Here is a 24,647-nt window from a genome sequence, read left to right on the forward strand (position 1 = left end):
TTTTTAAAACAATTATTTTGGAGGATACAGAAATGAGTTATGTATTAAATAAAGATATTAGAGGAAACAAAGAATTAGTAGTAAGTTTTAATGAATTAGCTATAGAAACCTTTGAGATAGATTTTTCTGACTGGATGACTTATGGTTACTGAGATGAAACATATATACCTTATGTTTTTGTAGATAAAGAACATGTTATAGCTAACGCTTCTATAACTAAAATGACTTTTGTCATAAATAAGAAAAAACATCAAGTCCTTCAATTAGGGACAGTTATGACAAAAGAGACTTACAGAGATCAAGGGTTATCTAGAAGGTTAATCGAGGAGATATTGAAAGATTATCAAGGGAAAGTAGATATGATTTTTTTATTTGCTAATGAGACAGTCTTAGAATTTTATCCTAAATTTGGTTTTAGTAGAGTCATGGAAGATAGTTATCTACTAAATGTATCAGATAACAAAGGTCAGCTAGATCAGTGGCAATTAGTTAATTTTAGTGACAATCATGTTACATATTTACGATGTGTTAGGGATATATGATGTTCATCTCCTTGATTTAGTAAATAGTTTACCCTTAAAGGAAGTAAGTGAAGTCGTGTTTCATTTTCCAATTAATACCAGACTTTATCCAGAAATAGTAGTAAAAAAAGAAGTAAATGATGAGGATGTTTTATTTGTTTTAGGCGACATATTTGATGTGAAAAACATTAAAATACCTTTATTAAATCATGCTTAGTGGAAGATTTAACCTATTTTTACTGTGTTAATTAAGAAACCATGTTACACTAGTGAGGCTAAAATAAAGAAAATAAACAGTAAATGTTTATTTTATAGAGGATGATTAAATATGAATCAAAATAAATTTAATGTTTTTGGTATTGATAAGCAGATTATCGGTGCCCTAGATGTATTAGGTTACACCATGCCAACAGAAGTTCAAAAACAAGTGGTACCATTAATGCTTGAAGGCAAAGATGTCTTAGTAAAATCTCAAACAGGAAGTGGAAAAACGGCTTCTTTTGGTATTCCAATTTGTGATTTAGTTGAATGGGAGGAGCGTGCACCTCAAGCTCTTATTTTAACACCAACAAGAGAGCTAGCAACCCAAATTAGAGATGAGATTTTTAATATCGGTCGCTACAAACGTATCAAGGTAGTTAGTGTTTTTGGTAAAAGTTCATTTCAAATGCAAGAAAAACAATTAAAACAACGGACACATGTGGTCGTTGCAACACCAGGTCGTTTGTTTGATCATATTGAGAGAAAAACGATTGATTTAAGTAAAATCAAATATGTGATCATTGATGAAGCTGATGAGATGTTTGAGATGGGCTTTATTGAGCAAATTGAGCGCATTTTAAATTATTTACCTAAAAATCATGTGACAGCTCTTTTTTCTGCTACAATGCCTGAAGCTGTGAAGCATTTATCAAAAAAATACATGCACAATCCAATATCTATTGAAATTGCACCAACTGAAAAAAGTAAAAAACGTATTTTACAAGAATTTGCTATGGTCGATGATGATCGTAAATTGGATCATTTTAAAGGGATTTTAATTGTTGAAAGACCAAAGAGTAGTATTGTATTTTGTAATACAAAAGTCATGGTAGAAGAAGTGACTAAACAAATGAAACTTCTAGGGATACACTGTGAAATGCTTCATGGTGGTATGGAGCAGCGTGATAGAACTCGTGTTATTCAAGACTTTAAGCGCGGCTATTTTAACTTTTTAGTTGCAACAGATGTTGCTGCTCGTGGTATTGATGTGGCAGACATTCAACTTGTTGTTAACTATGACATTCCAGAAAAACCTGAAACATATGTTCATAGAATCGGTAGAACAGCTCGTTTTGAAAATAGCGGAAAAGCATTGTCTCTTGTAAATAGTCATGATAGAGAAAATTTTGAAGAGATCTATGAGGCTCAAGATGGTCAAATCGAAGAGATCAGCTTACCAACAAAAAAACAAGTTGAAAATTACCGAGAAGCATTTAACATGTCACTTGATACTAAACCCACTCTGCGAAAAGAAAAAGGGCTAGCTTTTAATGAAGATATTATGAAAATTCATATTAATGCTGGTAAAAAACAAAAAATGCGTGCAGGTGACATTGTAGGAGCTCTTTGCAATATTGATGGCATGACAGCAGAAGATATTGGTGTAATCGAGTTACTAGATATTTCGACTTTTGTGGAAATTTTAAATGGTAAAGGTCAAAAAGTATTAAAAGCTCTACAAACAATGCCGGTTAAAGGTCGTTTAAGAAAAGTGAACCGCTCTAATGAAACAAAATATGAGCAAGATTTGAGAAGTTAAATATAAAAAAAGGAAGTTGGCCTTAGTAAAATGTACCCTATAGATTGGACACGAAAAAAAAGCGTGCCTTCTATGGGGTATTTTTATATGATAAATAAAAAGGACGTGACTAAAATGGGTATTAATAAATTTACCACTGAAGAAATTGAAGAGTTAAAACAAAATCCATATGTCAAACGAGTGAGCAGTTCTTCGATAACTTACACAAAAGAATTTAAAGAATTATTTGTGCTCAAACACTCTGAAGGGCAGTTACCCCATCAAATTTTTAGTGATGCTGGATTTGATATTACTGTGTTGAAACAGCGTAGAATTAATACTGCCAGCCACAGGTGGCGCGAAAAAGCAAAACAAGGAGAAAATCTAGAAGATTTACGACTTGGCAATAGTGGTCGCCCAAGACACAAAGAGTTAACTGAAAAAGAAGAATTAAAACGCTTAAAAGCAGAAGTGGCTTATCTAAAAGCTGAAAATGATTTTTTAAAAAAGCTAGAACAAGCAGAGAGAGAGGCGATTTGGAAAGCAAACTCACGGTCCACGAAAAATTCGAAGTCATAAGAAGACTCAGAGAGAAACATCAGAAAGTAACACAGGTGAAGCACCTGTGCCAGCTAGCAGGAGTGTCTCGTTCGGGTTACTATCATTACCTCCAAACATGCTTAGAGGCCTCTATTAAAAATCACCAAGATTACTCAGACTATACCTTGATTCTAGAAGCATACCGATTCAAGAACCGAAATAAAGGTGCTCGTTTAATCAAGATGACATTAGAAAAATACTTTAATACAGTCATGAACCTAAAAAAGATTAGACGTTTAATGAAAAAATTTAATCTTGTTTGTCCTATCAGAAAAGCAAATCCTTATCGACGAATGGCAAAAACACTCGGCACTAGTAACCATCATCCAAACCATCTTAATCGCCAATTCAATCCACCAAAACCTAGAAAGATATTTTTGACAGATATCACCTATCTACATTATCAAAATAAGCATGCTTATCTTTCAACAATTAAAGATAGTTGTACAAAAGAAATTGTAGCTTATCGTGTTTCACCAAACTTAAAACTTGATTTTGTTTTAGAAACATTAGAAGATTTGACTCCGTATCTAACGAACAGAGAAGAGTCAACTGCTCTCATTCATTCTGATCAAGGATGTCACTATACATCCAATGGATTTCAATCGCGAGTGAAAGAACTAGGTTTAATTCAATCAATGTCCCGTAGGGGCAACTGCTGGGACAATGCACCGCAAGAATCCTTTTATGGTCATATGAAAGATGAACTAAATCTTGACGCCTGTGTGACTTATGATGATGTTGTCACAGAAGTAGACGACTACATGGATTACTACAATCATTACCGTGGTCAGTGGACACTAAACAGAATGACGCCGCAGAGCTACTATGAATCGTTATGCACATAAAAAAGATGACTTCCTCTTTAGGAAATCATCTTGATGACAGACGAACTCTTTTTTATTATGTCCTTGACATAGGGTACATTTTATAGTCAGCTTCCTTTTTTCTATATCTGGATTCACCCATCTCATTTAGTGTATCAAATAAGTGTCTATGACATCATTTAATAAGTAGCTTAACTAAGCAAGTGAAGAGAGTGCTTTTTAAAAGTAGGGGTATATGATTTATTGACTGATTTTTAAATTTTTAAAATAGCTTAGTTGTAGAATCAAGTTAGTCACCCTAAAATAATAAAAAAACACCATGGTAAAAATTCGTGTATCATTGAAGTAACCACCCAACAACGAAAGGAATTTTTACCATGGTGAAAATTAAGAATAACACAAAGAAATCTAGTTATAAACATCTTTCCTTAAAGGAAAGGCAGCTTATTGAAGTTTGGCATAATATGGGAGACTCTAATAGAGAAATTGGTAGACGATTAGGCCGACACCATCAAACAATAAGTAATGAGCTTAAACGAGGAACGACCACGCAAATCAAAGAAAATAAGAAACCTAAACAACTCTATTTTGCTGATACGGGGCAAGCTAAATACATAGAAAACAGGAAACGCTGTGGTTCGAAATCTAAGCTAGTTAGTGCTGTTGATTTTATTAATTATGCTTGTAAACAAATGATAGACTTTAATTGGTCACCAGATGCAATTGTTGGCTTTATCAAGTCTTTAGGGACTTGGGATAAACCTATTGTTTTTACTAAGACACTTTATAACTATATTGATAAAGGTTTTTTACCAGTCAGAAATCATCATCTCAAGATGAAAGTTAGACTATCACCTAAAAAGAAAAGAAGTCGTCAGCATAAAAAAGCTCTTGGAAAATCAATTGATGAACGACCTAGCAAAATTGATTCTAGACAAGAGTTTGGTCATTGGGAAATAGACAGTGTCATTGGTTCAAAATCTAAAGATGATAATGCTCTACTTACACTTGTTGAAAGAAAAACTCGCTACATGATTACTGTTGTTCTAGATGATCATACTGAAAAGTCTGTTAGTTACGCTATTAAACAGTTAAAATATGAGTTTGGAAGAGTCCGATTTAGTAGCATATTTCAATCGATTACTGCTGATAATGGCAGTGAGTTTAGCTCACTTGATGATACTCTGCAACAAATGACTGATATCTACTTTGCTCACCCTTATTCATCTTGGGAACGAGGAACAAACGAAAGACATAATGGTTTATTACGGCAATTTGTTCCGAAAGGAACGCCTATCTGTCACTACTCAAAGCAGTTCATACAACTGGCTACTGAAAAAGTTAATCTTTTGCCGCGTAAAATTTTAGACTATAGACAACCAGCAACATTATTTTTAGAAGAAATTCAAAATCTAAAGATCAAAACATGTTGGTAAGTAAGGGGTTCAATAAAATAACACTGATATTTAGATATTTTTACCAGAGTGGCTAACTTAATGTTGCAATTTAGATTCATTTATGGGCCATTGCTTGGATTTTTTTCCGATTGGTGGCATTCTTTCTACTCTGTGGGATAAAAAGTTATCAAAATAAATATACAAAATACTATAAAATGGATTGATTGACCATTTTATAGTATTTTTTGTTATAATGTAAATCAAATCTTTGGAAGTTATTCAAAGGTTAAATTTTTTAGGGGACTGTGTGATGAAATATATATATGTTGGAATTGGTGGATTTTTAGGAGCAGTTGGTCGCTATTTATTTGGAGAGCTATTTGTTCTACAAAGTGGGTTTCCTATAGCTATTGTCATAATTAATCTACTAGGAAGTTTTTTACTAGGCTATTTAGTTGAGGGGTTTAGATACACAACTAAGCTAAGTAGTAAAGTAAGATTAGGTATAACTGGAGGTTTTTTAGGAGGTTTTACAACTTTCTCCACTTTTTCCTTGGATTTCGTTCAACTTTTGAAACAACAAGACATATTGATGGCTGTAGTTTTTCTATTAAGTAATATCATAGGTGGGTTGATATGTGCTTACTTAGGTTTAAAGTTAGCTACTTATCAAAATAAGGTAGGTGCTAAATAAAGATGTTATTAGTTGGAATTGGTGGTATATGTGGCGCTGTACTTAGAGTATTTTTAGGAGAAAAGCTGATACGATTAAATAAAAAAAGTTTACCACTATCAACTTTGCTTATTAATATAACTGGTGCGTTTTGTTTAGGCTTATTATGGCAGATGAACCAAGAGATGCTGATTAGTGAGTGGGTTTGGTTATTGATGGGGACAGGCTTCTTAGGTGCTTACACAACATTTTCTACTTTCAGTGTTGAATCCGTTAAATTATATCTTAATAATCAGATAAAATTAAGTGTTTTATATGTTTGTCTTTCAGTTATACTAGGAGTGATAGGTGTTTATTTCGGAATGATCATTATTTAAGTCAGAAGGAGAGAGTAATATGCCACAGTTAGGTTTGACAACGTCTGATATTTTAATCAGATTAGTTTTATCAGTTATTTTAGCAGGAGTCATTGGGTATGATAGGGAATTTCACGATCATCCATCAGGGATTAGAACACATATCATTGTGTGCTTAGGTGCTTGTATTTTAACTATGATTCAAATTCAAGCTACTTTTTATGCAGGTTGGTTAAAAGACATTCATAGTTATGGTGGAGTGGTTCTTAGAATGGATCCAACCCGTCTTGTTGCTCAAATTGTTAGTGGGATTGGCTTTTTAGGAGCAGGAACCATTATTGTAACTAAAAGAAGTGTGACAGGACTTAGTACGGCAGCATCTATTTGGGCAGTAGCAGGAATAGGTATTGCCATTGGTTACGGATTTTACCGAATAGCTATTTTTGGTACAATTTTTGTCTATATTGTATTGGTATTTTTATTAAAGATTATTAGAATTAGAACACTTAAACAAGTCAAGGTGACATTTAATCAAAGAGAAGAAACGAAAAAAGCAGTAAATCAATTATTTGAGAAAATGAATATCACGGTAAAAAGTACGAACTTTAATATGGACTCTTCACCTGACGGAAGTATTTATACTTATCTCTATACTATAGATATACCCAAAGGTTTAGATACAGAATCTATTTTAGAAGAGTTATCAACGAATCCTGATATTGTCTCAGTTGATTTGATTACTTTGTAAAAAAATATGAGTAAAAGGTGTAAAACTACCTAGGAAGCGGTTACTATGCTATACTGGGTATATAATAATACTGGAGGTTTTTTTATGACAGAGAATATTGAAGAAAAACAAAAAAAACAAGATAAGATTTTAGAAAATATTGCAAAAACCGTTGATAAATTAGACAAGTATGTTGATGAATTAGGTCAATTAGATGAAAATGATAAAGATCATACTATCAAAGCTTGGTATGCTCAAAAAAGAGCAACACACGAAATTAAACATATTTTAGCAGACATTGACAAGTATGATGGGTACGATCCAAAATCTGTTGAACCGATGGATTTAAACTACATGGAATTAGGACTAGATGCAGAAACAGCATCATTTATGAAAGATTATTTTGCGTAATTAAATAAACACAAAAAAACCGGGAATGACACAAATCATTCCCGGTTTTTTTGTGTTCTGAAGTATGGATATATTTAAACATCATCGTATTTAAGAAATGAAATAAATGATTAAGTTAATGATTTGAATATGCTTCTTAAATAAAAAAATTAAATTTAGAGAGTAATATTGTTGTTTTTTATTTAGTTCATATTTGTTTTTTATTATAGCTATCGCCGATTGTAAAATTAAGCTAGACAAATAAAAAAATCATTTGTGATACACTCAAATTGTCCAAATTGTATTTCCGACGAAAGAAAACAAGGAGAGTGATCACAAATGACCTATATACATCTTACTACAGACGAGCTTGTTTTAATAGAATCTTATTATCACCAAGCTAAAAAAGTTAAACATGTTGCTGATACTTTAAAAAGATCAAGACAAGCTATTTATAATGTTTACAACGCTTTAAATGAGGGATTATCTATTCTAGATTACTATCAAAGATACAAAAAAATAAAAAGAAATGTGGAAGGCGTCCTATTTCTTTACCTGATAATGAAACAAAATATATTCAAAACAAAGTGGCTCAAGGATGGACTCCTGACGTGATTATCGGTCGTGCTGAGATTTCTATTTCTTGTTCTGTTCGGACACTTTATAGATTGTTCTCGCGTGAATCTTTTGATTCCACAACTTTACCAATGAAAGGTAAAAGAAAACCTAATGGGCATAAAGAAAAACGAGGTAAACAAGCATTTAAACGAACCATTCATCAGAGAGACGCTGAGCGTAACGAGTTTCAAAGTGAATTTGGTCACCTAGAAGGTGACACTATTGTTGGGAAAAATCATAAAAGTGCTGTTATTACATTAGTTGAAAGGTTATCAAAAGTTATTATTACCTTAAAGCCAACAGGGAGACACGCTATAGATATTGAGAATAGTTTAAATGAATGGTTAAACAAATGCCCTAATCACTTGTTTAAATCTATCACATTTGATTGTGGCAAAGAATTTTCTAACTGGAAATCTATCAGTAACTTAAATGATATTGATATCTACTTTGCTGACCCTGGTACACCTTCACAACGAGGTTTAAATGAAAATTCTAATGGGCTATTGCGTAAGGATGGATTGCCTAAGAAAATGGATTTCAACGAAGTTGATGAATCTTTCATTCAATCTGTTGCATCCAAAAGAAATAATATTCCTAGAAAATCATTAAACTATAAAACACCATTAGAAGTATTTTTGAGCTATGTAGACAATGACATTTTGTCTAGCTTAATTTGACAAATGAAATATATAGAACAAAAAATAAAATATAATATATAAAAATGTATTTAAATTTATATTTTTTGAAATAATCGTTAGTTTATTGAAAATTCGTTTAGTTATTTTTCGCTTTTTTCTGTTATTTAAAGTGTTTAGATTTTTTTGTTTATGATATCATGGTTTTAGATAAGTATTAATGGTCATTGTTTCTTTTATGTTTATTGAATGGAGGGGAGGTGAGATAAATGTTAGGTATTATTTTATTATATGTAGGAATGGTATTGATTAGTAATGGGATAGCAAGGCTATATAAAATAAATGATAAATCGATTGTTGTGATGAATCTATTTACTGGCGGTCTTAGTTTGGTTTTAAACCTTATAGCCATTGGTTATGGCATAGTATCAAATCAGTCTACAGAGTTTTTCTTTGCAAGTGGTACAGGGCTATTATTTGCTTTTACTTATCTATATGTTGCTATAAATACTATTTTTAATTTAGATCAAAGGTTATATGGTTGGTATAGTCTTTTTGTAGCTATCAACGCTGTACCTGCTGCTATATTATGCTTCTATGGGTATGGTGGGAATACTTTCTATGGCATTATTTGGTTATGTTGGGGTGTGTTATGGCTAACAGGTTTTATCGAAAATGTTTTAAAACAGGAATTAGGAGCAGTCGTTGGGTGGATAGGTGTTATTGAAGGTATTTTTACAGCTTGGATACCTGGCTTTTTGATGCTAATAAATATGTGGCCTAAGTAAAAGATAGAAAAATAAGGAGAGATTACTATGAGATTAACGATGCGTGAACAAGAAAAAATGCTGATAACAGTTGCTGCTATGGTGGCACAAAAAAGAAAAGATAAAAATATTAAGTTAAATCATCCAGAATCAGTTGCTCTAATAACTGATGCTGTTATTGAAGGAGCTAGAGAGGGAAAAACAGTTTCTTCTTTAATGGAGAGTAGTCGTAATATATTAACTCGTGATGATGTTATGGAGGGTGTTCCTGAGATGATTAGCATGATTCAAGTCGAGGCAACTTTTCCAGATGGTACAAAGTTAGTAACCGTTCATGATCCAATTCAATAAAAATAGAGAAAGTGAGGAATTAAAATGATACCAGGAGAATATAAATTAGGTGAAGATAAAATAGTATGTAATGAGGGATATGAGTCTATTACTATTAAAGTGAAGAATATAGGTGATAGAGCCATTCAAGTGGGTTCGCAATATCATTTTTATGAAGCCAATCAAACAGGTTTACAATTTGCAAGAGATGCAGCATATGGTAAAAAGTTAGATATTCCTTCAGGTACATCTGTGAGATTTGAACCAGGCGAAGAAAAAGAAGTTCCTCTTATAGATTATGGTGGAAGAAGACGCATTTTTGGATTTAATAATGCAGTGGATAACTTTTTAGATACAGATCAAAAACAAATTAAAGAGGCACAAGTATAAAGAAGCATGATGAGAAAATATAATTGAATAAGGAGAGATGAAAATGACTTTTGAAATGAATAGAAAAGATTATTCACAAATGTATGGTCCTACAGTGGGGGATAGTGTGAGATTAGGTGATACAGACTTATTTGCTGCAATCGAGAAAGATTACACAGTAAGAGGACAAGAGAGTGTTTTTGGTGGTGGAAAGGTTTTACGTGATGGTATGGGAGTTAGTGCTACAGAAACTAGAGAAGCTAATCTCTTAGTTGCAGATTTGATAATTACTAATGCTGTAATTATTGATTATACAGGTATTATTAAAGCAGATATTGGTGTCAGAGATGGCAAAATCATTGGTATTGGAAAGGGTGGGAACCCTGATAATATGGATAACATAGATTTTGTAGTAGGAGCAAGTACAGAAGCAGTTTCAGCTGAGGGAAGAATTGTGACAGCTGGTGGTCTAGATACCCATGTCCATATGATTTCTCCAAAATTAGCACAAGCTGCGCTAGATAATGGTATTACAACATTATTTGGTGGAGGGACTGGACCAGCTGATGGAACTAATTCAGCAACGGCTTCCCCAGGAAAATGGTATATAGAAAATATGTTACGTTCTGTGGAAAACTGGCCTGTTAATGTTGGGATTCTTGCTAAGGGAATTGGAGAAAATCCAAGAATTATATCAGAACAAGTAGAAGCTGGAGCAGCAGGAATTAAAGTTCATGAAGACTGGGGTGCTACTCGCTCAGGAATCGACCGCTCATTAGCTGTTGCTGATGCTTATGATGTTCAAGTAGCTGTCCATACAGACTCATTGAATGAAGGTGGATTTGTTGAGCATACTATCGCAGCTTTTGGAGGAAGAACAATTCATACATTCCATACTGAAGGAGCTGGAGGAGGTCATGCTCCTGATATTATGGTGGTAGCAGGTCATGATAATGTCTTACCATCATCTACGAACCCAACAAATCCATATACTATTAATGAAATCTCAGAGTTATTTGATATGGTTATGGTTTGTCATAATCTAAACCCTAAAGTACCTGAAGATGTTGCTTTTGCAGAATCTCGTGTAAGAAGTCAAACAATTGCAGCTGAGGATGTTTTACATGACTTAGGTGCTTTAAGTATTATGACATCTGATGCTATGGCAATGGGGCGTACTGGTGAAGTTGTTATGAGATCATGGCAATTGGCTAATAAGATGAAACAACAAAGAGGTCCACTAGAAGGTGATTCACAATACAATGACAATAATCGTATTAAACGATATGTAGCAAAATATACAATCAATCCAGCAATTACTCAAGGAATTAACGATTATGTTGGTTCTGTTGAAGTTGGAAAATATGCAGATTTAGTTATTTGGGACCCAGCCTTTTTTGGGTCAAAACCTAATATTGTTTTAAAAAGTGGCATGATTACTTATGGGGTTATGGGAGATGCGGGTTCAAGTTTACCAACTCCACAACCAAGATTAATGAGAGATTTGTTTGGAGCTATTGGTAAAGCTAATAAAGAGACATCTATTACTTTTGTATCTACACATGCTTATGATAATGATATTAAAGAAAAGTTAGGGTTAGAAAAAATTGTACTACCGGTAAAAAATATACGTAATTTAACTAAAAAAGATTTAAAACTGAATGATTATAGTCCAAAAACAATTGAGGTAGATCCTCAAACTTATAATGTAACAATAGATGGGAAATTAATTACATGTGATCCAGCTAAAGAAGTAGCACTAGCTCAACGTTATTACTTATATTAAAAAATATTTAGAATGAAGGTGAGATGAAGAAGATGATTATAAAGCAATCAGCTGGATATATTAAAGATTTTGATTTGTCAGAAGACACTATACTTGATGTTGTAAAAATTAATAGTGATCATTTAACAAAAAAAATATTAAGAATCAAATCAGAAAAAGGAACGACATATGGTATTGATTTTTCAAATTCTGATGAAGAGTTAGAATCTGGAATGGTCATTTATCAAGATAATGATAAATTAGTAGTTCTTGAGACAATACCAGAAGATGTCATTGTGATTGTGCCAAAAGATATTAATGATATGGGTATCATTGCTCATCTTTTAGGAAATAGTCATAAACCAATTGAAGTGGAAGATGGGGAAATTATTCTTCAATATGATTCTGTAATAGTAGATATATTAAAAAATTTAAAGATTGATTTTGCTGTTGAAAAAAGATCTTTAAAGCGTGCTCTTAGACATGCAAATTTTGCCCATGCACACTAAATATCTAGATGTGTTTCAAATTTGTGATTCAACTTTTCCTATAGGAACATTTAATCATTCTTACGGGATGGAAAGCTATCTAAGAGATAATCGAATTGATAATTCCCCAACTTTCGAGGCATGGTTGAATGCATTTTTAAAGACACAATACACTTATGGAGAAGGCCTATTATGCAAACTTGTATTTGAGGCTCTAAAAAAAAATCAGCAAGATGACATTTGGAAATATGACCGATTAATAACAGTATCTACAACATCTAAGGAAACAAGAGAAGCTGCTAAGTTAGTAAGCTTTAGAATGATTGAACTACTTTTAGCATTAGAAGATGATAGTCTACTTAGAATATATCAAGAAAAAATTAATTCAGGAGAAGTATTTGGTAATCCAGCGATTGTTTATGCCATCGCAATGCGTGAAAAAGACCTTTCTGTTGATGAGATGATAGTTTTTTACGGATATAGTTTAGTTTCAACAATGGTACAAAATGCAGTTCGAGCAGTACCGCTTGGACAAATTGATGGTCAATTAATTGTGAAGCGCTCATTTGATACTTTAAACAATATAGCAGAAATTATTAGTAGTTTAGATGATAGCACTTTGGGTGCAAACTCACCGGGGATTGAATTATCACAAGTACAACATGAGACGCAAGTATTTAGATTATTTATGTCGTAAGAAAGAAGAGGAAGTTACATATGAAAAAACCTATTATTATTGGCGTTGGAGGCCCTGTTGGATCAGGGAAAACATTACTGATTGAGCGTGTAACACGTGCTATGGCAGATGAGTATGAATTTGGTGTTATTACAAATGATATTTATACACTGGAAGATGCTAAATTTATGGCTCAAAATTCTGTACTAGACGAAGATCGAATTATTGGAGTGGAAACAGGAGGGTGTCCTCATACTGCTATTCGAGAAGATGCTTCAATGAATTTTTCAGCCATTGAAAATTTAAAAAAAGAATTTGATGATTTAGATATTATTTTTTTAGAAAGTGGTGGTGATAATTTAGCAGCCACGTTTAGTCCAGATTTAGTTGACTTTTCTATCTATATCATTGATGTGGCACAAGGAGAAAAGATTCCTCGAAAAGCTGGTCAAGGTATGATTAAAAGTGATCTATTTATTATTAATAAGATAGATCTTGCGCCTTATGTCGGAGCTGATTTAGATGTTATGAGAATTGATACTGAGAAATTTAGAGATGAAAATTCTTTTATTTTTACTAATTTGAAAACAGATGAGGGTGTTAAGGAAGTAGAGGATTGGATTAAGAAAGAATGTTTATTTGAGGATTTAAAAGATGGATAAAGAGTTTCAAGGTATTGCTCATATTGAGTTTATGAACCGAGAAGGGTGTTTAGTCTCTGATAAAGTATATAATTCTGGGAATTCTAAGGTATCTTCCTTAATTGATTTAGACCACGAGCGTCTCCCATGTCATTTTCTAATTGGCATGGGAGGAGGGCTTGTTGAAGGAGAGAAATATCTTTTAGAGATAAAGGTAGGAAGAGATGCTCGAGGAATTGTTAGTAGTCAAGCACCAACATATGTTTATAAATGTGACAATAATCTGACAACAAAACAAGAAACAAATATTAATATTGAAAAAAATGGTGTTCTAGAATATATTTCGGATGCTGTTATACCCTATAAAGATTCAATATATCATCAAATAGTTGATATAAATTTAGATGAGAGTTCTGTTTTGATTTATAGTGATGGGATAACTAGTGGTTGGTCTCCTGACCAAAAAAAATTCCAATATAAACAAGTGAAAATAAAAACCAATGTATATATGGATAATATATTAGTTTGTTCAGACTTTATTTTATTAAATCCAGTAGAAGCAGATTTGACAAGTATTGGATATTTTGAAGGTTTTTCAAATTATGGTTCAATGCTTATCATATCACCAGATGTTGATAAGGTATTTTTAGAGGATCTAAGAAAAAATGTCAATCAATTAAAAGAAGATGGTATTGAATGGGGGGCATCTTTATTAGAAGTCCCTGGTTTATCAGTTCGTGTTTTAGGAGATAGTGATCAGATGGTCCAAAAAATGATTATGCTGATTGCAAACTTTTCACGTCAAAGGTTGCTTAATTCATCTCATCTATCTTTACGGAAAAATATTTATTAATGAGGGAGGAGTATTTATGCCAGATGGAATCAATATGGGTGATACGGCATTTATGATATTAACGACCGCTATGGTCTTGTTTATGACACCAGGATTAGCATTTTTTTATGGAGGTTTAGCTAGAAGTAGAAGTGTTATTTCACTAATGATGCAATCATTTATATCAATGGGTATTGTAACTATGGTCTGGATATTTGGTGGTTTTGGTTTAGCTTTTGGACGTGATCATGGTGGTGTTATAGGTAGTATTACGGATTTTTTTGCATTAGGTAATGTTGGAGTTGAACCTCATGCTATGTATGGTTCTACTATTCCTTTCATTATGTTTTTTGCTTTTCAATTAATGTTTTGTGTAATCACTGTCCCTTTAATGACAGGAGCATTTGTTGGAAGAATGAATATGAAAGGTTATATAGTATTCTTAATATTTTGGACTTTATTAATTTATGTTCCAGTTTGTCACTGGATATGGGGAAATGGCTTTTTAGCAAAATGGGGATTTGTTGATTTTGCTGGGGGGACAGTCATACATACGACAGCTGGTTTTGGTGTATTAGCTTCTTTATTGGTTTTAGGTAAACGTATCATGAAAAAAGGAGCCAATACTCAACCTAATAATTTGATGGCAACAGCTATCGGAACAGGCATACTTTGGTTTGGTTGGTTCGGGTTTAACTCAGGTGGATCACTAGCAGCCAATATGGTTGCAGCTACTTCATTTGTTAATACACTAATTGGATTATCAACTGCTATGGTAGTTTGGATGATTTATGCCAAATTAAGACGCGGTAAAATCTTATTTACAGATGTTTTAACTGGATCTGTGGCAGGTTTAGCAACAATAACACCAGCATCTGGATATATCAAGCCAGCTTCTGCCATTATTGTTGGTATTGTTGCTGGAATAATTTGCAATTTAGGCGTTGAGTTTGCTAGAAAGCTAGATTTAGATGATGCCCTTGATGTTTGGGGAGTTCATGGGGTAGGTGGTTTTACTGGAACTATTTTAATAGGATTTTTAGCAGATGAAAGTGTTAATAAGGTTACAGCTAGTCCACATCAATTATGGATTCAAATTGCTGGTGTTGTTCTTGTTGCAGCATATGCTTTTATGATTACTTATTTATTATTAAAAATCTTAACTAAAGTTATGACGGTAGAATTGAGCCCTGAACAACAATTAGAAGGATTAGATAAAACATTACTTCAAGAGCAAGAATTTATAAAAAATTAAGGAGTATTTTAACTACTTAATTTTTTGTTTATCAAATAATAATGATTATCGTTTAATAATGGTAATAATGTTGATATTTAGAGGAGAGTTATAATAATGAGAAATAAAAAAACAATGTTATTAAGTTTATTAGTCTTTGTTTTGGTAGGTTGTGGTGAATCAACTTCTGAGAAAGAAGTATCTAAAAGTGAAAACTCGGATTCAGTTGTCGTAGCGCTACAACAAGGAAGTGAACCAGCAGAGGGATTAAATCCTATATACGGGTGGGGAACAGGGACAAACCCCTTAATACAAAGTACATTAGTTGAGTTTGATTCGAAATTTAATATTGTAAATGATTTAGCAACATCATATGAGAATATAGATGATGGGTATACATGGAATTTTACTATTAGAGACGATGCAACATTTACAGATGGAAAGCCTGTTACAGTTGATGATGTCAAATTTACATTTGATCAAGCGATGCAAAGTGATTCTTTAGTTGACTTGACGAATGTTAAAGATGTTTCAATTGAATCAAATAAAAAAGTGATGATTAAGTTAAAAAAACCTCAGAGAACTTTTTTAAATGCAGTAGCTACTTTGGGGATTGTACCAGAACATGCTTATGACGAACATTACGGAGAAAAGCCGATTGGTTCAGGTCCATATAAATTTGTTGAATGGAAAAAAGGTGAACAAATTATATTGGAACGTAACGAGGACTATTACAGAGATTTACCAGATATTAAACAAGCTGTATTTGTATTTATGGATGAAGACTCTGCATATACTGCTGCCAAAGCTGGTAAAGTAGATGTTGCTGTGGTCACACCATTTAATGTCTCAAAAGAAGTAACAGGTATGAAATTGAAGGTTTTAAAAACCCAAGATAATAGAGGGATTACAATGCCATTGTCACCAGCTAATAGTGGTGAAACAGAAGACGGATATCCTATTGGAAATGACGTAACATCAGAACTTTCAATACGAAAAGCACTTGCTTATGGTATTGATCGTAAAGAAATGGCGGAAAATACGGTAGAAGGTTATGCAAGCCCAGCTTTTTCTGAAAATGATGGAACAGCATGGAATAACAAAGAGGGGATTATTCAAACTGACAAACCTAAGGCTAAAAAGATTCTAAAAGATGATGGTTGGATAGAAGGTAAAGATGGAATTTTAGAAAAAGATGGAAAGAAAGCTGAATTTGATATGTATTATGTAGCTGGTGATTCTATTAGAGAGGCTATATCTAATGATGTTGTTACCCAAGCTAAGGAGTTAGGAATCAAGGTTAATATAATAGGGTCGAACTGGGATGATATTACTCCGAAAATGTTTTCAAATGCAGTCATGATGGGATGGGGAAGTTCAAACCCTTATACAAGCTATTCTTTATTTCACAGTGATAATAAACTTAAAACAGATTTCTATAATGTAGAGGGATATGATAATCCTGTTGTTGATCAGTATTTAGAAGCAGCACTAGCAGCACCAACACAAGATGAAATGTATGAAAATTTTAAAAAAGCACAATGGGATGGAAAAACAGGAACATCGATGTTAGGGGAAGTACCTTGGATTTGGTTGTTAAATATTGATCACTTATATTATGTAAATGAGAAACTAGATATTGGGGAGCAACCGTCACATATTCACGGAGCATCATACCCTGTTATTCAAAATTTAAAAGAATGGAAATGGACTGACTCTAGTGACTAAATTGATGAGGTTATTCTCTTTAATTTTAGTAGCAACATTTATTTCATTTATGCTAATTTATCTCTCACCAATAGATCCTGTTCAACAATATGTTATTGGCCAAGGGAGTATTTCAGCAGAACAAAGGTTGAATATTGCCGAGAGGTGGGGATTAAATGAACCTCCCATAAAACAATACCTAAATTGGCTACATCAGGCTATTCGTGGGAATTTTGGAACGTCTATTGTATATAGACAACCAGTCATTAATGTCATTATGGAAAGAGCTGGTAATACCTTTTTACTCATGTTTATCTCCTGGATGATATCTGGCATTATTGGATATATTACGGGTTGCTTAATGGCAATGAAGCGTAATAGCATGCTTGATAAACTATTAAAAAACATCTGTTTAATTTTAAGTTCAATCCCTTCCTACTGGGTAGCTTTATTATTATTGATCATATTTTCAGTTAAACTAGCATGGTTTCCTATTGGTTTTAGTAGTCCTATTGGTTCAACAAGTGATAATGTCACCTTTTTACAAGTACTACACCATCTTTTTTTACCAACCATCACTCTAATTATTTTTTCTTTTCCATCGATAGCCTTACATACTAGAGAAAATCTTATTGGTATATTAAACAGTGATTATGTCCTATTTTCAAAAGCTAGAGGACTAACAGGTTGGGAGATTTTTAAGTTTCATGGAGTTAAAAGTACGTTAGGAGCAGCTTTTATTTTACAATTCATGTCTTTTGCTGAATTATTTGGAGGTTCTGTTTTAGTAGAAACAGTTTTTTCTTATCCAGGATTAGGCTCAACTATTACGACTGCTTCCATTAAGTCAGATGCACCACTAATATTGGGAATAACTGTTTTTAGTATTCTTTTTGTTTTTTTAGGAAATTTATTAGCAGATATTTTGAGTCAAAAGTTAGATCCTCGTGTCAAAAGTAGCAGTAAAAAGGGAATTGAGTGAAAAATGGAAATAAAAAAAGAAGAAAAATTTGAAAAAAGGCTATATTTTTTTCAAAAAATTAATTTGAATAATATAAAAAATATGGATTTAAAAAAGAAAGCTATATATAAATCTACTCTAATTATATTATTATTGCTCTCTTTTTATTCAGCTGGTTTTTTTATTAGTGATGATCTCTTGCAACCTGATTTTTCTAATAAAAATTTACCCCCTAGTTTCATCCACTTTTTTGGAACTGATTGGATGGGTAGAGACGTTTTTTATAGAACATTAAAAGGATTTAATCTTTCAATGACAATTGGAGTATTAGCCTCTTTAGTAAGTTCTTTGCTTGCAGTTTTCTTTGGAATTATTTCAGCTCTTGGTTCAGAAAGAATAGATAAAATGTTAAGTTGGGTTATCGATCTAATGCTAGGTATACCTCAATTGCTACTCTTAATTTTAATTTCTGTGTCTGTTGGTGCAGGTATTGAGGGTGTCGTTATAGGACTTATCCTAACTCATTGGATTAGTTTGGCTAGACTAATAAGAGGTGAGGTAAAGAAATTAAAAGGTCAGCATTATATCAAGGTATCCAAACGATTGGGAAAATCAACATGGTGGATTATGATTCACCATATCACACCTCACATTTTACCTGTCTTTTTAGTAGGCTTAATTTTAATGTTCCCCCATGCTATCATGCACGAATCTGCGTTATCTTTTTTGGGGCTAGGTATACCACCAGAGAAGCCTTCAATAGGAGTTATGTTGGGAGATAGCTTGAAATACCTCTCTTCTGGAGTATGGTGGGCAGTTATTTTTCCTGGTATATTTTTGGTTATCACAGTCCTATTAACAGACCGATTGGTAAGTTATTTAAATAACATTTTTGAGACATAAATATAATGTTGGAGGTATCAAAATGATAGAAGAAGTTATTAAAGTAAATGATTTATCAATTAGTTTTGATAGGTATCATACATTGTTAGATCAAGAAAATATAGGGACTATAAACAAGTTATCATTAACAGTAAACAAAGGAGAGATATTATCAATTGTTGGTGCAAGTGGTTCAGGGAAAAGCTTACTAGCGCATGCTATACTTGGGATTTTACCAGGTAACTCCAAAGTTGAAGGAGAAATATATTTTAAAAATGAACTTATCAATGAAAAAAAAATGAAAGAAATCAGAGGAAAAAAAATAGCTTTAATACCTCAATCCATCAATTATTTAGACCCAATAGTAAAAATTGGCAAACAACTTTTACTGACGAATAAAGATAAAATGGAAGAATTAGATCATAATATGGATCGACTAGGCCTAGATAAATCAGTAAAAAATATGTATCCAAATGAATTATCTGGTGGCATGGCTAGAAGAGTCTTATTTTTAACAGCTATCCTTTCAGATGCTGATGTTATTATCGCAGATGAACCAACTCCAGGAATGCAAGTTAGTCAAGCAATCGAATCATTATCAATTTTAGCAGAACTAGCTAAAAAGGAAGCAAAGACGATTATTTTAATCACTCATGATATAGATTTAGCAGTTGATTTTTCTGATAGGATAGCAGTTTTTTCTGATGGTCAAATTGTAGATTTAATGTCTAGTCAAGCCTTTAAAGAAGGGCCACAAGATAGCTGGAGTCATTTTTCTAAACAATTATGGCATTCATTACCTCAACATAGTTTTCATGATATAAGCTAATTTTTAAAGGAGAAGGGTATATATTGAATATTTTAAAAATTAAAAATCTATCTTTTTATTATAATGAAGGACAAGATATTTTGAATGATGTATCTTTTGAGGTTACTTCTGGAGAGCGCTTAGGTATTGTTGGCCCAAGTGGTTTTGGGAAATCAACCCTAGCCCAGATTATAGCTGGATTTGAAAAACAAGTAAAAGGGGAAATTTTATATAATGGTCGTCCCATTGATGAGATAACACCCTATCCTGTACAACTGATTTATCAACATCCTGAAAAAGCAATCAACCCTAAATGGAAATTGAGTAAATTAGAAGATGAGATGGACAAAAAAATTTCAAGTTCACATAAAAAAAAGTTAGAGTTAAAAGAGGAATGGTTTGATCGCTACCCGGCAGAACTCTCAGGAGGAGAATTACAGAGATTTATGGTAGCAAGAGCTTTGACAGTAGATTCCAAGTTTATTATAGCTGATGAAATTAGCACTATGTTAGATGCCCTAACACAGGCGAAAATATGGAAGTTTTTATTAGATGATATTACTAAGGAAAAAGGTTTGATTATTATATCTCATAATCAATACCTGATTGATAAATTATGTACTCGAGTTATAGATTTAGAAGAATTAATGAATAAGTAAGAGTAAAAGCTAATATGTTATATAGGAAATCAATGGAAAAAGTTACATATCAATAAAAAATACCCCTCATGATATCCCCCAAAAGTTAGACCGAGGATTCTAACTTTTGGGGGATATTTGTTTGACTTAATAAGAAATAATAGGTAATACGACACACAGGAGAAAGCTGTGAATTGGCAACACTTTTCTGTACAAAAATTATAAGGTCTTTATTTTATTTAGATAGTTATTCTATGTTCTGCTAAATAACCTGTTTCAACTCCCAATCTAAACGGTAATTAATCGGGGATTGATAGCCAAGCTTGCCATGTTTTCTAAACTTGTTCCACCAATTGACATAATCCATTAACTCATATTGTAGTTCAAACAATGAGTCAAAAGATTGTTGGTAAATAAACTCAATTTTAAAAGCTCGATAGGTTGCTTCTGCCACAGCGTTGTCATAGGGGCAGCCAGGACGTGATAAAGACCGTTTTATCTGAAACACATCCAATAATTCATCAATACTTTGGTTATCAAATTCTTTTCCTCGGTCTGTATGAAAAATTTCAACATCATCTAATGGCTGTTCAATCGTTCCGATTGCCTGTAGCACAAGGTCCACAGATTTGTTAGGACCACTAGAATGCCCAACTATTTCTAGGTTGAACAAATCGAGAATAAAGCAGACATAATGCCACTTTTTGCCTACTTTAACATAGGTTAAATCTGTCACTAAAGCTTCCATAGGTTGCATTTTATCAAATTGACGTGATAAAACATTATCGATTTTCTGTTCATTTTTAGTCGTTGCTTGAGGTTTAAATTTCAGTGTTGTGTAGCTTGAAATGAAATTAAACTTATTCATGATTCGTCGTATCCTTCTTCTTGAAACAATTAATCCTTGATCGTTTAAATCATCTTTAATTCTTCTTGCTCCGTAGGAGTTACGGCTATCTGTAAATGACTCAATGACTGCTTTTTCAACAATAGCTTCTGATTTTTTTCTTTTGACTTCATAATAATAAGCCCCACGAGAAATTTCTAATTTTCGACACATCGCTGATACACTATACTTCTTTTTGTTTTCCCTAACAACTTCTACTTTCGTCCGAATATCAGCGCCGCTTGCTTTAAAATATCATTCTCCATCATCAGTTCTTTATTTAGTTTTCGTCATTCACGCAACTCTTTTTCTTCTGGTGTCAAATTATCTTTCTCTTTGAATGATCCTGACTGATTATATTGTTTTACCCATTTATCAAAGGTTGATGGTGTCAGGTCATATTCTCTTAAAATATCTTTTCTAGGTTTTCCTGATTTATGCAGTTCCACCATTTGTTTCTTAAATGATTCTTTGAAGGTCCGTCTTGGTTTTCTGTTAGTTGTCATGAAATAAGCTCCTACTTTGTTTTTTATTAAGTATAGACACCTTATCTTTATTGTTCAACTAAGTGTAACCTATTCACAGACTTATTTTTAGAATTAACCCATTCTATCTCTAATGAGCTTCCTAAGGAATTTAAAGCCAAATTCAAAACATTCCAAACCTTCAGGCAAGGTTGTTACCAATGCTTTAAATTATTCTTATTCAAATGGTTTTGCTTAGTTGTAAAATCAAGTTAGCCACTCTAAAATAATAAAAAAACACCATGGTAAAAATTCGTGTATCATTGAAGTAACTACCCAACAACGAAAGGAATTTTTATCATGGTGAAAATTAAGAATAACACAAAGACATCTAGTTATAAACATCTTTCCTTAAAGGAAAGGCAGCTTATTGAAGTTTGGCATAATATGGGAGACTCTAATAGAGAAATTGGTAGACGATTAGGCCGACACCATCAAACAATAAGTAATGAGCTTAAACGAGGAACGACCACGCAAATCAAAGAAAATAAGAAACCTAAACAACTCTATTTTGCTGATACGGGGCAAGCTAAATACATAGAAAACAGGAAACGCTGTGGTTCGAAATCTAAGCTAGTTAGTGCTGTTGATTTTATTAATTATGCTTGTAAACAAATGATAGACTTTAATTGGTCACCAGATGCAATTGTTGGTTTTATTAAGTCCTTAGACACTTGGGATAAACCTATTGTTTCTACTAAGACACTTTATAACTATATTGATAAAGGTTTTTTACCAGTCAGAAATCATCATCTCAAGATGAAAGTTAGACTATCACCTAAAAAGAAAAGAAGTCGTCAGCATAAAAAAGCTCTTGGAAAATCAATTGATGAACGACCTAGCAAAATTGATTCTAGACAAGAGTTTGGTCATTGGGAAATAGACAGTGTCATTGGTTCAAAATCTAAAGATGATAATGCTCTACTTACACTTGTTGAAAGAAAAACTCGCTACATGATTACTGTTGTTCTAGATGATCATACTGAAGAGTCTGTTAGTTACGCTATTAAACAGTTAAAATATGAGTTTGGAAGAGCCCGATTTAGTAGCATATTTCAATCGATTACTGCTGATAATGGCAGTGAATTTAGCTCACTTGATGATACTCTGCAACAAATGACTGATATCTACTTTGCTCACCCTTATTCATCTTGGGAACGAGGAACAAACGAAAGACATAATGGTTTATTACGGCAATTTGTTCCGAAAGGAACGCCTATCTGTCACTACTCAAAGCAGTTCATACAACTGGCTACTGAAAAAGTTAATCTTTTGCCGCGTAAAATTTTAGACTATAGACAACCAGCAACATTATTTTTAGAAGAAATTCAAAATCTAAAGATCAAAACATGTTGGTAAGTAAGGGGTTCAATAAAATAACACTGATATTTAGATATTTTTACCAGAGTGGCTAACTTAATGTTGCAATTTAGAGAATTAAAAAAGAGTAGACTTCTCTACTCTTCAAATGGTTTGGTTGGTAATACCCAAACCTTTTTTATATAGGACAAAATAATTAAAAAAGAAAGCAATACAAGCCATAAGATTAATCAAATGGAATACCTTTGATTGGAGCAGATGCCACGCCAGGATATTTTCTAGTTATTTCCTCAGATTTTTCTTGAGCAACTTCTGGGTTGTTTACCCATGTTTTATAGAAGTCAAATGGACAATCTGGTACACCTACACGATTGTCCCCTGATTCTATAGTACCAGTATACCCTCTATGTAATAGTTTATATAAGTGGTTTTCTGATTGATCATATTTTCTAGCATCACGAATAGCACTAACAGATAATTGAGCATACTGCATTCCCATCTCTTGTGCGCCAGTTTGTCCCATTAAGTGGCCATCAAATCCAATGATTGAACTGTTAGCAAAGAAAGAATATACCCCGTCATATCCCGAGCCGTTTGCAACAGCTATATATGAATTATTGCACCAAGCCATAGAGCGTACTAATTGAATCTCTTCTTCTTTTGGTGGACTCATATATCCTTGACAGCGAATAATTAATTCTGCACCTTTCATTGCACAATCACGATAAATTTCAGGATAATTTCCATCATCACAAATTATTAAACTTATTTTTAATCCTTTTGGTCCCTCAGAGACGTATGTACGTTCACCTGGGTACCATGCTTCGATTGGTGTCCAAGGCATAATTTTTCTGTATTTTTGAACGATTTCACCTTTGTTATTGATTAAAATTAATGTGTTATAAGGATTCTTTGCTGGATCTTCATTTTTTTCTCCCGTTAAAGAAAATACTCCCCAAACATCATTATCAATACAAGCCTGAGAAAAAATTTCTGTTTCAGGGCCTGGAACTGTAGTAGAAAGGTTCATCATTTCGTCATGATCATATAGAACACCTTGTGTACTATATTCTGGGAATATGATTAAATTTAATCCTGGAATCCCCTGTTTCGTACCTTTTACGACATCTGCAATATTGTGACAATTTTCAATGATAGCTTCTTTTGAATGATGTGTTTTTATAGGATAACTTACTACAGAAACACCCACAGTATCTGGACTACTAGAAATATCTCCATGTCTCATAAAAAATTCCTCCTAGATGTTTATTAATTAATAGATTCATTATACT

Annotated in this window: 24 protein-coding genes and 3 pseudogenes; 25 read left to right on the plus strand and 2 right to left on the minus strand. The window is 32.9% G+C overall.

The window, feature by feature from the left end; all coding sequences use genetic code 11:
• Positions 1-221: 221 nt before the first annotated feature.
• The 24 genes and pseudogenes from VSF34_RS02465 to VSF34_RS02580 all read left to right on the plus strand — a co-directional run bounded on the left by VSF34_RS02465 (position 222) and on the right by VSF34_RS02580 (position 20,646).
• Complete coding sequence (locus tag VSF34_RS02465; RefSeq protein ID WP_326717516.1) at positions 222-542, plus strand: GNAT family N-acetyltransferase; 321 nt, start codon at positions 222-224, stop codon at positions 540-542.
• 55 nt (positions 543-597) lie between these two features.
• Positions 598-738 carry a hypothetical protein gene (locus tag VSF34_RS02470; protein WP_326717517.1) on the plus strand — a complete coding sequence of 47 codons (141 nt, stop codon included), beginning with the start codon at positions 598-600 and terminating at the stop codon, positions 736-738.
• A gap of 111 nt (positions 739-849) precedes the next feature.
• Positions 850-2,322, plus strand: a complete 1,473-nt coding sequence (locus VSF34_RS02475) for a DEAD/DEAH box helicase (RefSeq protein ID WP_326717518.1) — start codon at positions 850-852, stop codon at positions 2,320-2,322.
• 114 nt (positions 2,323-2,436) lie between these two features.
• Positions 2,437-3,749, plus strand: a pseudogene (locus VSF34_RS02480) (IS3 family transposase).
• 356 nt (positions 3,750-4,105) lie between these two features.
• A complete protein-coding gene (locus VSF34_RS02485) occupies positions 4,106-5,164 on the plus strand; it encodes an IS30 family transposase (protein ID WP_326717519.1) in 1,059 nt (352 codons plus the stop codon).
• Positions 5,165-5,435: 271 nt separating this feature from the next.
• Positions 5,436-5,819 (plus strand): fluoride efflux transporter CrcB, encoded by a 384-nt coding sequence (gene crcB, locus VSF34_RS02490; protein ID WP_326717520.1) that lies wholly within the window; start codon positions 5,436-5,438, stop codon positions 5,817-5,819.
• Positions 5,820-5,821: 2 nt separating this feature from the next.
• Positions 5,822-6,175, plus strand: coding sequence for a fluoride efflux transporter CrcB (gene crcB / locus VSF34_RS02495; protein WP_326717521.1), 354 nt, complete (start codon positions 5,822-5,824; stop codon positions 6,173-6,175).
• A gap of 19 nt (positions 6,176-6,194) precedes the next feature.
• Positions 6,195-6,902 carry an MgtC/SapB family protein gene (locus VSF34_RS02500; protein ID WP_326717522.1) on the plus strand — a complete coding sequence of 236 codons (708 nt, stop codon included), beginning with the start codon at positions 6,195-6,197 and terminating at the stop codon, positions 6,900-6,902.
• Between the two features lie 84 nt (positions 6,903-6,986).
• Positions 6,987-7,292 carry a hypothetical protein gene (locus VSF34_RS02505; RefSeq protein ID WP_326717523.1) on the plus strand — a complete coding sequence of 102 codons (306 nt, stop codon included), beginning with the start codon at positions 6,987-6,989 and terminating at the stop codon, positions 7,290-7,292.
• A gap of 318 nt (positions 7,293-7,610) precedes the next feature.
• A pseudogene (locus VSF34_RS02510) lies at positions 7,611-8,569 on the plus strand (IS30 family transposase).
• A gap of 227 nt (positions 8,570-8,796) precedes the next feature.
• Positions 8,797-9,315 carry an AmiS/UreI family transporter gene (locus tag VSF34_RS02515; RefSeq protein WP_326717524.1) on the plus strand — a complete coding sequence of 173 codons (519 nt, stop codon included), beginning with the start codon at positions 8,797-8,799 and terminating at the stop codon, positions 9,313-9,315.
• Between the two features lie 27 nt (positions 9,316-9,342).
• Entirely contained in the window at positions 9,343-9,645 is a 303-nt protein-coding gene (locus tag VSF34_RS02520) for an urease subunit gamma (RefSeq protein WP_326717525.1), read from the plus strand.
• A 24-nt stretch (positions 9,646-9,669) separates the two neighbouring features.
• Complete coding sequence (ureB, locus tag VSF34_RS02525) at positions 9,670-10,014, plus strand: urease subunit beta (protein WP_326717526.1); 345 nt, start codon at positions 9,670-9,672, stop codon at positions 10,012-10,014.
• A gap of 43 nt (positions 10,015-10,057) precedes the next feature.
• Positions 10,058-11,779 carry an urease subunit alpha gene (gene ureC / locus VSF34_RS02530; RefSeq protein ID WP_326717527.1) on the plus strand — a complete coding sequence of 574 codons (1,722 nt, stop codon included), beginning with the start codon at positions 10,058-10,060 and terminating at the stop codon, positions 11,777-11,779.
• 23 nt (positions 11,780-11,802) lie between these two features.
• Positions 11,803-12,267, plus strand: a complete 465-nt coding sequence (locus tag VSF34_RS02535) for an urease accessory protein UreE (protein ID WP_326717528.1) — start codon at positions 11,803-11,805, stop codon at positions 12,265-12,267.
• Positions 12,257-12,943 (plus strand): urease accessory protein UreF, encoded by a 687-nt coding sequence (locus VSF34_RS02540; RefSeq protein ID WP_326717529.1) that lies wholly within the window; start codon positions 12,257-12,259, stop codon positions 12,941-12,943. Before VSF34_RS02535 ends, VSF34_RS02540 begins: the two co-directional genes overlap by 11 nt.
• Before the next feature lie 20 nt (positions 12,944-12,963).
• Entirely contained in the window at positions 12,964-13,584 is a 621-nt protein-coding gene (ureG, locus tag VSF34_RS02545) for an urease accessory protein UreG (protein WP_326717530.1), read from the plus strand.
• Positions 13,577-14,416, plus strand: a complete 840-nt coding sequence (locus tag VSF34_RS02550; RefSeq protein WP_326717531.1) for an urease accessory protein UreD — start codon at positions 13,577-13,579, stop codon at positions 14,414-14,416. The genes ureG and VSF34_RS02550 overlap by 8 nt, the downstream gene beginning before the upstream one ends.
• A gap of 16 nt (positions 14,417-14,432) precedes the next feature.
• Positions 14,433-15,650, plus strand: a complete 1,218-nt coding sequence (locus VSF34_RS02555) for an ammonium transporter (protein WP_326717532.1) — start codon at positions 14,433-14,435, stop codon at positions 15,648-15,650.
• Positions 15,651-15,746: 96 nt separating this feature from the next.
• Positions 15,747-17,357, plus strand: coding sequence for an ABC transporter substrate-binding protein (locus VSF34_RS02560; RefSeq protein WP_326717533.1), 1,611 nt, complete (start codon positions 15,747-15,749; stop codon positions 17,355-17,357).
• Entirely contained in the window at positions 17,350-18,318 is a 969-nt protein-coding gene (locus VSF34_RS02565; protein ID WP_326717534.1) for an ABC transporter permease, read from the plus strand. Before VSF34_RS02560 ends, VSF34_RS02565 begins: the two co-directional genes overlap by 8 nt.
• Before the next feature lie 3 nt (positions 18,319-18,321).
• Positions 18,322-19,200 (plus strand): ABC transporter permease, encoded by an 879-nt coding sequence (locus VSF34_RS02570; protein WP_326717535.1) that lies wholly within the window; start codon positions 18,322-18,324, stop codon positions 19,198-19,200.
• A 22-nt stretch (positions 19,201-19,222) separates the two neighbouring features.
• Positions 19,223-20,008, plus strand: coding sequence for an ATP-binding cassette domain-containing protein (locus VSF34_RS02575; protein WP_326717536.1), 786 nt, complete (start codon positions 19,223-19,225; stop codon positions 20,006-20,008).
• A 23-nt stretch (positions 20,009-20,031) separates the two neighbouring features.
• Positions 20,032-20,646, plus strand: coding sequence for an ABC transporter ATP-binding protein (locus tag VSF34_RS02580; protein WP_326717537.1), 615 nt, complete (start codon positions 20,032-20,034; stop codon positions 20,644-20,646).
• A gap of 241 nt (positions 20,647-20,887) precedes the next feature.
• Here VSF34_RS02580 and VSF34_RS02585 read toward each other — a convergent pair.
• Positions 20,888-22,017, minus strand: a pseudogene (locus VSF34_RS02585) (IS3 family transposase).
• Positions 22,018-22,335: 318 nt separating this feature from the next.
• On the opposite strand from VSF34_RS02585, the gene VSF34_RS02590 reads away from it, so the two are divergent.
• Complete coding sequence (locus VSF34_RS02590) at positions 22,336-23,394, plus strand: IS30 family transposase (protein WP_326717538.1); 1,059 nt, start codon at positions 22,336-22,338, stop codon at positions 23,392-23,394.
• A gap of 187 nt (positions 23,395-23,581) precedes the next feature.
• On the opposite strand, the gene VSF34_RS02595 is transcribed toward VSF34_RS02590, so the two are convergent.
• On the minus strand, positions 23,582-24,601 hold the full coding sequence (locus VSF34_RS02595) for an aliphatic amidase (protein ID WP_326717539.1): 1,020 nt from the start codon (positions 24,599-24,601) through the stop codon (positions 23,582-23,584).
• Positions 24,602-24,647: the final 46 nt, after the last annotated feature.

The sequence above is a fragment of the Vagococcus jeotgali genome (assembly GCF_035918315.1).
GTDB classification, from domain to species: Bacteria; Bacillota; Bacilli; order Lactobacillales; family Vagococcaceae; genus Vagococcus; species Vagococcus jeotgali.

What these genes read in the sequence shown, in the direction of transcription:
- VSF34_RS02465 (WP_326717516.1), top strand. Translation starts at nt 222, where the DNA reads ATGACTTTTGTCATAAATAAGAAAAAACATCAAGTCCTTCAATTAGGG.
- VSF34_RS02475 (WP_326717518.1), top strand. Translation starts at nt 850, where the DNA reads ATGAATCAAAATAAATTTAATGTTTTTGGTATTGATAAGCAGATTATC.
- VSF34_RS02485 (WP_326717519.1), top strand. Translation starts at nt 4,106, where the DNA reads ATGGTGAAAATTAAGAATAACACAAAGAAATCTAGTTATAAACATCTT.
- crcB (WP_326717520.1), top strand. Translation starts at nt 5,436, where the DNA reads ATGAAATATATATATGTTGGAATTGGTGGATTTTTAGGAGCAGTTGGT.
- crcB (WP_326717521.1), top strand. Translation starts at nt 5,822, where the DNA reads ATGTTATTAGTTGGAATTGGTGGTATATGTGGCGCTGTACTTAGAGTA.
- VSF34_RS02500 (WP_326717522.1), top strand. Translation starts at nt 6,195, where the DNA reads ATGCCACAGTTAGGTTTGACAACGTCTGATATTTTAATCAGATTAGTT.
- VSF34_RS02505 (WP_326717523.1), top strand. Translation starts at nt 6,987, where the DNA reads ATGACAGAGAATATTGAAGAAAAACAAAAAAAACAAGATAAGATTTTA.
- VSF34_RS02515 (WP_326717524.1), top strand. Translation starts at nt 8,797, where the DNA reads ATGTTAGGTATTATTTTATTATATGTAGGAATGGTATTGATTAGTAAT.
- VSF34_RS02520 (WP_326717525.1), top strand. Translation starts at nt 9,343, where the DNA reads ATGAGATTAACGATGCGTGAACAAGAAAAAATGCTGATAACAGTTGCT.
- ureB (WP_326717526.1), top strand. Translation starts at nt 9,670, where the DNA reads ATGATACCAGGAGAATATAAATTAGGTGAAGATAAAATAGTATGTAAT.
- ureC (WP_326717527.1), top strand. Translation starts at nt 10,058, where the DNA reads ATGACTTTTGAAATGAATAGAAAAGATTATTCACAAATGTATGGTCCT.
- VSF34_RS02535 (WP_326717528.1), top strand. Translation starts at nt 11,803, where the DNA reads ATGAAGAAGATGATTATAAAGCAATCAGCTGGATATATTAAAGATTTT.
- VSF34_RS02540 (WP_326717529.1), top strand. Translation starts at nt 12,257, where the DNA reads ATGCACACTAAATATCTAGATGTGTTTCAAATTTGTGATTCAACTTTT.
- ureG (WP_326717530.1), top strand. Translation starts at nt 12,964, where the DNA reads ATGAAAAAACCTATTATTATTGGCGTTGGAGGCCCTGTTGGATCAGGG.
- VSF34_RS02550 (WP_326717531.1), top strand. Translation starts at nt 13,577, where the DNA reads ATGGATAAAGAGTTTCAAGGTATTGCTCATATTGAGTTTATGAACCGA.
- VSF34_RS02555 (WP_326717532.1), top strand. Translation starts at nt 14,433, where the DNA reads ATGCCAGATGGAATCAATATGGGTGATACGGCATTTATGATATTAACG.
- VSF34_RS02560 (WP_326717533.1), top strand. Translation starts at nt 15,747, where the DNA reads ATGAGAAATAAAAAAACAATGTTATTAAGTTTATTAGTCTTTGTTTTG.
- VSF34_RS02570 (WP_326717535.1), top strand. Translation starts at nt 18,322, where the DNA reads ATGGAAATAAAAAAAGAAGAAAAATTTGAAAAAAGGCTATATTTTTTT.
- VSF34_RS02575 (WP_326717536.1), top strand. Translation starts at nt 19,223, where the DNA reads ATGATAGAAGAAGTTATTAAAGTAAATGATTTATCAATTAGTTTTGAT.
- VSF34_RS02590 (WP_326717538.1), top strand. Translation starts at nt 22,336, where the DNA reads ATGGTGAAAATTAAGAATAACACAAAGACATCTAGTTATAAACATCTT.
- VSF34_RS02595 (WP_326717539.1), bottom strand. Translation starts at nt 24,601, where the DNA reads ATGAGACATGGAGATATTTCTAGTAGTCCAGATACTGTGGGTGTTTCT.